This is a genomic window from Raoultella sp. T31 (assembly GCF_002806725.1).
GTDB classification, from domain to species: domain Bacteria; phylum Pseudomonadota; class Gammaproteobacteria; order Enterobacterales; family Enterobacteriaceae; genus Klebsiella; species Klebsiella electrica.
Genome location: NZ_PIBO01000070.1, coordinates 1 through 10772, shown reverse-complemented (window position 1 = coordinate 10772; position 10772 = coordinate 1). Strand labels below are relative to the sequence as shown.

Below are 10772 nucleotides of genomic sequence, written 5' to 3'. Positions count from 1 at the left end.
CAACACAGAGGAGCCGTAGGACCCGTAGCCCCGGTAAGCGCAGCGCCACCGGGGAACCAGCCACAGACATATAGCAACACGAAGGACCCGTGGGACCCGTAGCCCCGGTAAGCGTAGCGCCACCGGGGAGCCAGCCGCAGACATATCGCAACACAGAGGCCCCGTGGGACCCGTAGCCCGGCTAAGGCGTTTACGCCGCCAGCCGGGATCAGCCCTCCTCAGCCGAGGACTGCCGTGCTCAGGCGGCAGGTACAGCAGCGGCGGCCCCGCTCGTCGAACACCGCAATCTCCCAGCTCTGATTCTGACGTCCCAGATGCAGAGGGCGACACTCGCCGCGCACGCGGCCGCTTGAGACCGCCCGATGATGGGTCGCATTCAGCTCGGTCCCCACCACGCACTGCCCCTCTTCGCTCATCAGCCAGCCGGCCATCGACCCCAGCGTCTCCGCCAGCGCCGCCGACGCTCCGCCGTGCAGCAGACCAAACGGCTGATGCGTACGCGCATCCACCGGCATACTCGCCTCCAGCAGCCCCTCTTCCAGCCGGGTGTAGACGATCCCCAGATGCGCCACCATCGTATTTTCGCTGGTGGCATTAAGCGCCTCCAGCGTCAACTGACGTTTCCAGGCCATTTACGCCCCCAGCGTCGAGCCGCCGTCGACCACGATATCCTGCAGCGTGATATGGCTGGCGTGATCGGAAGCGAGGAACAGGATCGTGCTGGCAATCTCCTGCGGGCGCGCAATTTTACCCAACGGGATCCCGAGCTTAAACTGCTCGCCGAAACCGCGGATACGGCGCTGCTCGGCATCCTCACTCAGCCACAGCGTGCGCTGCATATCGGTGTCGGTGGAGCCCGGAGAGACCAGGTTGCAGCGTACGCCGCTGCCCGCCAGCTCGAGGCCCACGGTCAGCGCCAGACTTTTCAGCGCCGCCTTTGAGGCGCCGTAGGCGCTCATGCCGATGCGCGGCGTATGCGCGGCATCGGAGGCGACGGTGACGATGGCTCCGCCCTGCTGGCGACGGAACTGGCCCATCGTCTGCTGAAACAGGTTAAACGCCCCGCCGACGTTGACGGCGAAAGTCTGCTGCCATGCGTCCAGACTCAGCTCATCGGTCGCGCCCATGCGCAGAATCCCCGCGGCGTTAACCAGCACATCCAGCCGGTCAATGCCTTGCAGCAGATGCCCGCAGACCTCGGCCACCTGCTGCGCATTGGCAACATCCAGCGTGTGGGTAGCAAAGGGATAGTTATCCCCCTCAAACGCGAGATCGAAACCGCTTACCCGGGCGCCGGCTTCGACAAACGCCAGCGCCGTCGCGTAACCAATGCCTTTACCGGCGCCGGTGACCCAAACGGTTTGCCCCTGGAAATCCAGCGCGGCCATTATTTCACCTCACGGGAGAGCAGCGCCCACCAGGCGTCAATGGTCGGGTTTTTCGCCAGCATCACGAAGTCAATATCGCCGTGCACTTTGCGCCAGCGGGCGGCCAGCGCCATCATCCGTACGGAGTCCAGACCGTAGTCGATCAGGTTTTCGTCATCCCTGGGCTCGTCGGATTCATCGAGCAGCGGCAGCATCAGCGCCCGCAGCGCCGTTTTTGAGGCCGGCAGCGGCAGCAGCTCTTCGGTCATGACGACGCGACCGCAGCGGCCGGCAACATATTTCAGCGACATCAGATGTTCTTCGCGGCTAAAGTCCGCCAGCGCATCGGCGACGAAGAACGGTTTAATATCGCGCATAAAGGCGTCGGTCGCGGTGGTCATACAGCCAATATGGGCATAGACGCCGGTGATAATCAGCTGATCGCGGCCGCTCTCTTTGAGCCTCTCTTCCAGCGGCGAACGGTGAAACGCGCTGTAGCGCCACTTCACCAGCACGGTGTCGTGTTCATCCGGCGCCAGCGCGGCAATCACGCGCTGCTGCTCCGGCGAACGGGTCAGCCCCGGCCCCCACATATCATTTAGCAGGGCGCGATCTTCATCGCTTTGCTCTTTCGGCTGCGCGGTGTAAAACACCGGAATGTTATTCCGTTTGCACAACTCGCGCAGCGCGGCAATGTTCGCCACCACTTTCGCCATCATCGCGCTGTCTTCCCCCCAGAAGTTGAGGAAATACTCCTGCATATCGTGGATCAACAGCGCAGCGCGGGAAGGCTCAAAGGCCCAGTTCACTTTATTCACCGGGATGTCGCTGGCTTCCGGCAGCGCGTAAGCCTGTAATTGAGGGATGGCCATTCTCTTTTCTCCTTCAGCCCGGCTCGCGTGAAGCCAGCCACTGACGTAATTGTTTTTTATCGACTTTGCCCACCGGCGTCAGCGGCAGCGCATCCACGCACTCCACACGGTCCGGCAGTTTAAATTCCGCGACGCCCTGCTCGCGCAGGAAGCGACGTACCGCCACCGCACGCAGCGGCTCTTTCACCACCAGGTACGCGCAGCTTTTCTCGCCCAGCAGGCTATCTTCCATGCTGACCAGCGCGGCATGGATCACCGCCGGATGACGCAGCAGCAGGTTTTCAACCTCCTCCGCCGCGATCTTCTCGCCGCCGCGGTTAATCTGATCTTTTTCCCGCCCCTGCACGGTGATGTAGCCGTCCTCGTCGATCGAGATAAGATCGCCGGAACAGTAAAAACCATCGGCATCAAACGCTTCGGCGTTGTGCTGCGGACTGTTGTAGTAGCCGCGGAAAGTGTATGGACCCCGGGTCATCAGACGCCCCACCTCGCCGCGCGGCAGCGGATTGCCGTCGGCATCGGCGACCCAGACCTCATCGTCCGGGCACATCGGGCAACCCTGGGTATTGATAATGCGTTCAAGGCTGTCGTTGAGGCGGGTGTAGTTCACCAGCCCTTCCGCCATGCCGAAGACCTGCTGAAGCTGGCAGCCAATCTCCGCCGGGATCCGCGCCGCCAGGGTTGCCGACAGGCGCGCGCCGCCGACCTGCAGCAGCGTCAGCGAACGCAGCGGCGCATTCCCGGCCCCTTCGCGGATCGCCTGTAGCCACAGGCTGACCGCCGGCGGTACCAGCGCAGCGACGTTAATCTGATGTTGTTCGATCAGCGGGAAGCACAGGGTTGCGCTCGGATCGGCGGCCAGAATCACCCGGCCACCGGCGAGAAACACGCCAAGGGAACCCGGCGAGCTCATCGCGTAGTTGTGGGCGGCGGGCAGCGCGTTGAGGTAGCGGGTTTGCGCGCTGATGCCGCAAATTTCGTTACTGCGACGGATGCTGTAGTCATAGTCGTTATGGGTGCGAGGTATCAGCTTCGGCGTACCGGTACTGCCGCCGGAGAGCTGGAAAAAGGCCACTTCATCGGCAGGTGTCGGATTAGCGATAAAGTTCTCCGCTGGCCGCGCGATCGCCGCCGCCAGATCGTATTCGCCGCAATCGTTGCGCAGCAGCACAACCCGTACTGACGCGTGCTGCTCAACAAAGCTATTCAGGAAATGGTCATCGGCAAACAGCGCATGCTCGCGATCGGCAATCAGCAGCGCGGGCTCAATTTGCGTCGCGTAGGCATTCAGCTCGCTGCGCTGATGGCTGAACAACGCGTTCACCGGCGCCACCCCGATGCGCAGCAGCGCGAACAGGGTGATGTAGAACTCGGCGACGTTGCCCAACTGCACCAGCGCGGTTTCGCCGCGCTTGAGCCCCAGATGCTGAAGCGATGAGGCCAGGTTATCCACCTGCTGATTGAACTGACGATAGCTGTACTGCTTAGCACCGTCGATAATGGCGATGGCGTCGCTGTCGGCGTGACGGGTAATCAGGTTGGTGAGCGGCAGATCCTGCCAGTAACCCTTTTCGCGGTAGCGGGCGGCAAAACTTTCCGGCCAGCGGTTAAATGCAATCATCATCGCCTCTTAATTCAAGCCAAACACATTCAGCATGGTCGTCAGTTTGACGCCGGTTTCGCGCCACTCCCCTAGCGGAGAGGAGGCCGGAACAATCCCCGCGCCGGCGAACAGACGCAGCGTGCGATCGCGCAGGCGGGCGCAGCGAATCGTCACCACCCACTCGCCGTTCCCTTCGTCATCACACCAGCCAACGATGCCGCCGAACAGCTGGCGATCGAACGGTTCCAGCTCGGCAATCAGTCGTTTCGCCACCTGATGGGGGAAACCGCTCAGAGCCGGGGTCGGATGCAGCAGGCAGGCCAGCGACATCGCGTTTTCCTGCGCCAGCGCGGTACCTTCAATCGGCGTCGCCAGATGCCACAGCGTCGGCGTGGTGACCAGCTGCGGAGAATCCGGCAGCGACAGCTCACGACAGCGCGGCGTCAGCACCGTCTTCATCGCCTGGGTCACCAGTTCGTGCTCGTGGCGATCTTTTCCGGATGTCAGCAGTTTGTTACCCGCTTCGCGATCCAGCACGTCATCCGGCTGGCGACGGGCCGAACCGGCCAGCGGCAGGGAGCTGAAACGATCGCCCTCTTTGCGTAGCAGCAGTTCCGGGCTGGCGCCCAGCAGTACGCCGCCGTCGGAGAGCGGCACGTGGAAATTAAAGCTGGCAGGATTCTGCGCGATCAGGCGCTCAAGCAGCGCGCCGCTGTCCACGCATTCGCGGGTGGTAATATCGATCAGGCGCGACAGGACAACCTTGTCCACTTCCGGCGTCGCGGTCAGCTCAGCGGCCCGCTCCACCATCGCCATAAACGCATCCTGTTGCGGAATGTCCTGACGCGCCACGACATCCATTGCCGTCCGGGTGCAGGAGTAGCGCGCCGACTGCTGTTTGCCGGTACGGGAGAAATGCTCCAGGCTCTCAGGAATAAACAGCTCGGAAGGCTGGTTGGTATCAAACGGGATAGCGCCGACCATCACCGGTTTACGGATCCCGGCAGCCTTCGCGTCGGTGAACGCGGCCGCCATGTGGTGCTGGAATTTGCCGTTGAGCAGCGCGCCATCGGCGGCAGAATGGGAAAAACGGCGAAAACAGCCCGCGGTCTGAAAACTGCGGTGCGGCGACATAAAGAAGAAGCTTTCCGGCGACAGGGTCATATTTTGTTCCCGTACCTCCTCGGCCAGTGACGTTTCCATATCATCCTCCAAAAAACGATAAAGATATTACGAATAATTATCATTTATATTTTTGTTGGGTAACCTAAAAGGTATTGCCTGCCATGTCAACCGTACAAACGGCATGTTGTGCGACTTAGGCTTGCATCCATGCGTGACAAAGTTGAAAATGAGACGCATTTATATCAACTTAATCAGGATGCGAATACGTGAATTTGTCCACATTATGTCGCCGTACCCTGCTGGCCTGCGGGCTGGCGCTTTTAGCAATGACTTCAGCTCTGGCGGCCGACTGGCCTCGTCAGGTGACCGATAGCCGCGGTGCGCATACGCTGGAAAGCAAACCCCTGCGCATTGTCTCCACCAGCGTCACCCTCACCGGCTCGCTGCTGGCGATTGACGCGCCGGTGGTCGCCAGCGGCGCCACCACGCCGAATAACCGCGTGGCCGACGCTCAGGGATTTCTGCGTCAGTGGAGCGCCGTCGCGCAAGAACGTAAGCTCGCGCGCCTGTACATCGGCGAACCCAGCGCCGAGGCCGTGGCCGCGCAAATGCCGGATCTGATTCTGATTAGCGCCACCGGCGGTGACTCCGCCCTCGCGCTGTACGACCAGCTCTCCACCATCGCGCCGACGCTTATCATTAATTACGATGACAAAAGCTGGCAGGCGCTGTTGACCGAACTGGGGCACATCACCGGCCAGGAAAAGCAGGCGTCGGCGCGTATTGCCGAGTTCGATAAGCAACTCGCCACCCTGAAGCACCAGATGAAACTCCCGCCGCAGCCGGTGAGCGCGCTGGTGTACACCGCCGCCGCCCACAGCGCCAACCTGTGGACAGCGGAATCCGCTCAGGGCCAGATGCTTGAACAGCTGGGCTTCACCCTGGCGACCTTGCCCGCCGGTCTGCATACCAGCCAGAGTCAGGGAAAACGCCATGACATTATCCAGCTGGGCGGAGAAAATTTAGCCGCTGGCCTCACTGGCAACAGCCTGTTCCTGTTCGCCGGCGACGATAAAGATGCGGCGGCGATTTACGCCAACCCGCTGCTGGCGCACCTCCCGGCGGTAAAGAACAAGCGCGTCTATCCGCTCGGTACAGAAACATTTCGCCTCGATTACTACAGCGCCATGCTGGTAGTGCAGCGTCTCACGACGCTCTTCGGCTAACTCTCATTCCCGGCTGGCGCTGCGCTTAGCCGGGCTACAATATCTGCGACATCCCGCCACGCTCTTCGGCTAACTCTCATTCCCGGCGGGCGCTGCGCTTAGCCGGGCTACAATATCTGCGGCGTCTCGCCACGCTCTTCGGCTAACTCTCGTTCCCGGCTGGGCGCAGTGCCTGACCGGAAAATTTCACCGCATTCAACTTTCGCTGACCGCCTCAGGACGCTGGAAACGACGCAGCTCTCCCAGCAGCCCCATCAGTATTACGCCGACAATCACCAGCGCCCAACCGCTGGCGCTCGCCGACGCGACCGGGGTCATCATCGCCCCCAGCCCGCCGAGCAACGCGGCGCCAATGGCATCGCCAGTAACGTTCTGCGCGGTCCACAGGCCGTTAATCCGCCCGAGCATCGCTTCCGGCGTCTGGGTCTGAATCAGGGTGTACTGCAACAGCGAGCTGATCGCGCTCAGCCAGCCAAACAGCGCCAGACACAGCGCGCCCAATGCCCAGACCGGCATCAGGCTGAACAGCGCAATGGCGACAAATGAGCCGACCGTGGTCATCAGCATCAAAGCGCCCGGTTTCGCCGTTTGCGCCAGCTGACCGCTGGTCAACGCCCCCAGCGCTGCCCCCAGCGGAATAGCGGCATACAGCAAACCAATCTGCGAGGCCGACATCTGCCAGCCGTCGGCCAGCGCCGGGTAAAGCACCCGCACCGCGCTCGCCATGGTCAGCAGACCGCCCAGCAGGGCAATCCCGCCAATCAGCGGGCTATTGAAGAGGAATTTCAGTCCCGCCAGCAGCGACTTGAGCGGATGTTCCCGCGGTTGCGGCGGCGGTGGTAACAGCGGCAGACGCAGCAGGGTCAGAGTGGTGATAAACGTGCCCGCCGCCGCCAGGCCATAGTTCCAGGCCACGCCGCCGGTGGCCAGCAGCAGACCGCCGATCATCGGTGAAATCACCGATCCCAGGCGCACCGTCAGCATGGTGATTGCCCCGGCCTGCATCAGATTCTCACGCCCGACCAGCGCGGGTGTCGCCGCCAGCAGTGCCGTCACGCCAAGCGAGGCGAAGAAACCGTCCCAGATCCCCAGCAGATAGATGGCGAGTAGCGACGGCTCAGGCAGCAGCGCGTTGAGGCACAGACCGACAAAGCCCACGCCGCAGGTCCCCCGCGCCAGCAGAATCAACCGTTTCCGCTCATAGCGATCCGCCAGCACACCGCCGACCATCAGGCCAACAAACATCGAGCAGCCGGTCAAGGTGACCGAGAGCCCCACCTGCCAGGTAGAGTGGGTCATCATCTGGATTTGGACCGGGATCGCCACACCCAGCAGGCCGAGCGACAGGATCGAGATAAAACGGGCGATAAAGACGGCGCGAAACGCCGGATGGGTTTGCAGCAAACTGAGGTTCAGCAGCCGGGATTGTCGGTTCATGACAGCGCCTTGTTATTCTTTTCCATCAACGCGCGATCGTTCAGCCTGCGTCTTTACGGGCTGCGCTTCCTTAGCCCGGTCATACGGTTAGCGATGCTTCCAGACAAGCGTGCGTTTGCCGCCGCGATGCATTCTGAATGATTTTGCGTATACCATTCTTGTGGTCCGCCATGCTAACATAACTGAATAGAATCGATAACGATAATTACTATCATTATCATATCAGGGATGTGAATTATGTCGTTTTCTACGACCACGGTGCGCGCCGTCGCCATACCGGGTCTGTTACTCGTCTTAGCCTTTGCTATCGCTCTCAGTCTGCTGATTGGCGCCAGACCTCTTCCAGTGAGCGTCGTCGTGGAGGCTTTTTCCGGTACCTGTCAGAGTGCCGACTGCACTATCGTGCTGGACGCCCGGCTGCCGCGAACCCTGGCGGGACTGCTGGCCGGCGCCGCGCTGGGCCTGGCAGGATCGCTGATGCAGACTCTGACGCGTAATCCCCTTGCCGACCCCGGCATTCTCGGGGTGAACTCCGGCGCCAGCTTCGCGATTGTGCTGGGCGCAGCGCTGTTTGGCATCCACTCCCCGCAGGAACAGTTGCTGATGTCGTTTTGCGGCGCGTTTGGCGCCTCGCTGCTGGTGGCCTTTACCGGCAGTCAGGGCGGCGGCCAACTCAGCCCGGTTCGCCTGACGCTAGCCGGTGTGGCGCTGGCGGCCGTGCTGGAGGGGCTCTCCAACGGGATTGCGCTCCTCAATCCCGATGTTTATGACCAGCTACGTTTCTGGCAGGCTGGCTCGCTGGATATCCGCACCCTGCAGACGCTGAAAATCGTCCTCCTGCCGGTGGTGCTTGCCGCCGCCGTGGCGCTGCTGTTAAGCCGGGCGTTGAACAGCCTGAGTCTCGGCAACGATACCGCCACCGCCCTCGGCAGTCGGGTCGCCCGTACTCAGGTCATCGGCCTGCTGGCGATTACCGTGCTCTGCGGTAGCGCCACGGCGGTGGTTGGCCCCATCGCCTTTATCGGCCTGATGATGCCGCATATGTCGCGCTGGCTGGTGGGCGCCGACCATCGCTGGTCGCTGCCGGTGACCCTGCTGGCCACCCCTGCCCTGCTGCTGTTTGCCGATGTATTGGGGCGCCTGCTGGTTCCCGGCGAACTGCGAGTCTCGGTAGTCAGCGCCTTTATCGGTGCGCCGGTGCTGATTTGGCTGGTGCGCCGTCAGCCGCGCGGAGGTGCAATATGATAGCCCCCTCCCGCCGACTGCTGCTCAGTTGCCTGATTCTGCTGGCCGCCAGCCTGCTGGTCTCCCTCTGGGGTCTCGGCAGCGGCCTGGTGCCGCTCAGCGTCGGGCAGGTGCTTTCCGCTCTGCTGGGCGATGCGCCGCGCAATATCACCATGGTGGTCACCGAATGGCGGTTGCCGCGGGTGCTGATGGCCCTGCTGATCGGCGCGGGACTTGGCGTTAGCGGTGCCATTTTTCAGTCGCTGATGCGCAACCCGCTGGGCAGCCCGGACGTGATGGGCTTCAACACCGGCGCCTGGAGCGGCGTGCTGGTGGCGATGGTGATGTTCGGCCAGAACCTGACGGCGATCGCGCTGGCGGCGATGACCGGCGGCGTGCTGACCGCGCTGGTGGTCTGGCTGCTGGCCTGGCGCAACGGCATCGAAACGTTCCGCCTGATTATTATTGGCATCGGCGTTCGCGCCATGCTGGTGGCCTTCAATACCTGGCTGCTGCTGCGCGCCTCGCTGGAGACCGCCCTCTCCGCCGGGCTGTGGAATGCCGGTTCGCTCAATGGCCTGACCTGGGGGAAAACCTGGCCCTCCGCGCCGCTGATTGTGCTGATGCTGGTCGCGGCGGCGCTGCTGGCGCGGCGCATGCGCCTGCTGGAGATGGGCGACGATACCGCCTGCGCGCTCGGCGTGCGGGTGGAACGTTCGCGCCTGCTGATGATGCTGGTGGGCGTGGTGCTGACCGCCGCCGCCACCGCGCTGGCGGGGCCGATCTCGTTTATCGCCCTGGTCGCGCCGCATATCGCCCGTCGCCTGAGCGGCACCGCGCGCTGGGGATTAACCCAATCGGCGCTCTGCGGCGCGCTGCTGCTGGCGCTGGCTGACTACAGCGCCCAGCGCCTGTTTATGCCCTATCAATTACCGGTGGGCGTGGTGACCGTCAGCCTCGGCGGCATCTATCTCATCGCGCTGTTAATTCAGGAGTCCCGCAAAAAATGACCGCCGAAACGACCCGTTTGCGCGGCGACCAGCTAACCCTGGCGTACGGCAAAAAGACCATCGCCGAATCGCTGAATGTGACCATTCCTGACGGCCATTTCACCGCGATCATTGGCCCTAACGGCTGCGGGAAATCGACGCTGCTGCGTACCCTGAGTCGCCTGATGACGCCGGCCAGCGGTCATGTTTATCTCGACGGTGAGCAGATCCAGCGCTATGCCAGCAAAGAGGTGGCGAAACGCATCGGTCTGCTGGCGCAAAATGCCACTACGCCGGGGGATATTACCGTTCAGGAGCTGGTGGCGCGCGGCCGCTATCCGCATCAGCCGCTGTTTACCCGCAGGCGTAAAGAGGATGATGACGCGGTCAACAGCGCCATGAGGGCGACCGGAATAACCGACCTGGCGCGACAAAGCGTCGATACGCTCTCCGGCGGCCAACGGCAGCGGGCCTGGATTGCGATGGTGCTGGCGCAGGAAACGGCCATTATGCTGCTCGACGAGCCCACCACCTGGCTGGATATCAGCCATCAAATCGATCTGCTGGAGCTGCTGAGTGAGCTGAATCGCGAGAAGGGGTATACCCTGGCGGCGGTGCTGCACGACCTTAACCAGGCCTGCCGTTACGCAACGCATTTGATTGCCTTGCGCGACGGCAAAATCGTCGCCGAGGGGGCACCGAAAGAGATTGTCACCGCCGAATTGATCGAGCGGATTTACGGCCTGCGCTGCATGATCATCGACGATCCGGTCACCCATACCCCGCTGGTGGTGCCGCTAGGGCGCCGGTAGTGAGCGCCATGGCTGCCACACTCCCGGCTCGCGCTACGCTTAGCCGGGCTACCTGAGCCAGGCTGGCATGATGCCCGGCGGCGCTGCGCTTGCGCGGGCCTACGGGACGAAGGCCGA

The 10772-nt window shown here is 62.6% G+C and carries 10 protein-coding genes; 4 read left to right on the top strand and 6 right to left on the bottom strand.

Going from position 1 to position 10772, the window contains the following annotated elements; genetic code table 11:
• Positions 1-218: 218 nt before the first annotated feature.
• Genes entH through entC form a run of 5 tightly spaced genes read right to left on the bottom strand, consistent with a single transcriptional unit; the run spans position 219 to position 5045 of the window.
• Entirely contained in the window at positions 219-632 is a 414-nt protein-coding gene (entH, locus tag CWM52_RS25565) for a proofreading thioesterase EntH (RefSeq protein ID WP_100686620.1), read from the bottom strand.
• Positions 633-1388 carry a 2,3-dihydro-2,3-dihydroxybenzoate dehydrogenase EntA gene (gene entA, locus CWM52_RS25560; RefSeq protein WP_100686619.1) on the bottom strand — a complete coding sequence of 252 codons (756 nt, stop codon included), beginning with the start codon at positions 1386-1388 and terminating at the stop codon, positions 633-635.
• Complete coding sequence (locus CWM52_RS25555) at positions 1388-2239, bottom strand: isochorismatase (protein ID WP_100686618.1); 852 nt, start codon at positions 2237-2239, stop codon at positions 1388-1390. Before CWM52_RS25555 ends, entA begins: the two co-directional genes overlap by 1 nt.
• Before the next feature lie 13 nt (positions 2240-2252).
• On the bottom strand, positions 2253-3860 hold the full coding sequence (gene entE / locus CWM52_RS25550) for a (2,3-dihydroxybenzoyl)adenylate synthase EntE (RefSeq protein WP_100686622.1): 1608 nt from the start codon (positions 3858-3860) through the stop codon (positions 2253-2255).
• Between the two features lie 9 nt (positions 3861-3869).
• A complete protein-coding gene (gene entC, locus CWM52_RS25545; RefSeq protein ID WP_100686617.1) occupies positions 3870-5045 on the bottom strand; it encodes an isochorismate synthase EntC in 1176 nt (391 codons plus the stop codon).
• Positions 5046-5293: 248 nt separating this feature from the next.
• Between entC and fepB the strand changes: the two genes are divergently transcribed.
• Positions 5294-6193: a Fe2+-enterobactin ABC transporter substrate-binding protein gene (gene fepB, locus CWM52_RS25540; protein WP_165785446.1), complete on the top strand. Its 900-nt coding sequence runs from the start codon at positions 5294-5296 to the stop codon at positions 6191-6193.
• A 195-nt stretch (positions 6194-6388) separates the two neighbouring features.
• Here fepB and entS read toward each other — a convergent pair whose 3' ends face one another.
• Positions 6389-7630, bottom strand: a complete 1242-nt coding sequence (gene entS / locus CWM52_RS25535; RefSeq protein WP_100686615.1) for an enterobactin transporter EntS — start codon at positions 7628-7630, stop codon at positions 6389-6391.
• A gap of 237 nt (positions 7631-7867) precedes the next feature.
• Between entS and fepD the strand changes: the two genes are divergently transcribed.
• Genes fepD through fepC form a run of 3 tightly spaced genes read left to right on the top strand, consistent with a single transcriptional unit; the run spans position 7868 to position 10655 of the window.
• Positions 7868-8875, top strand: a complete 1008-nt coding sequence (fepD, locus tag CWM52_RS25530) for a Fe(3+)-siderophore ABC transporter permease (protein WP_100686614.1) — start codon at positions 7868-7870, stop codon at positions 8873-8875.
• Positions 8872-9864, top strand: a complete 993-nt coding sequence (gene fepG / locus CWM52_RS25525) for an iron-enterobactin ABC transporter permease (RefSeq protein WP_165785445.1) — start codon at positions 8872-8874, stop codon at positions 9862-9864. Before fepD ends, fepG begins: the two co-directional genes overlap by 4 nt.
• Positions 9861-10655, top strand: coding sequence for an iron-enterobactin ABC transporter ATP-binding protein (gene fepC, locus CWM52_RS25520; protein ID WP_100686613.1), 795 nt, complete (start codon positions 9861-9863; stop codon positions 10653-10655). The genes fepG and fepC overlap by 4 nt, the downstream gene beginning before the upstream one ends.
• The last annotated feature ends 117 nt before the right edge of the window (positions 10656-10772 follow it).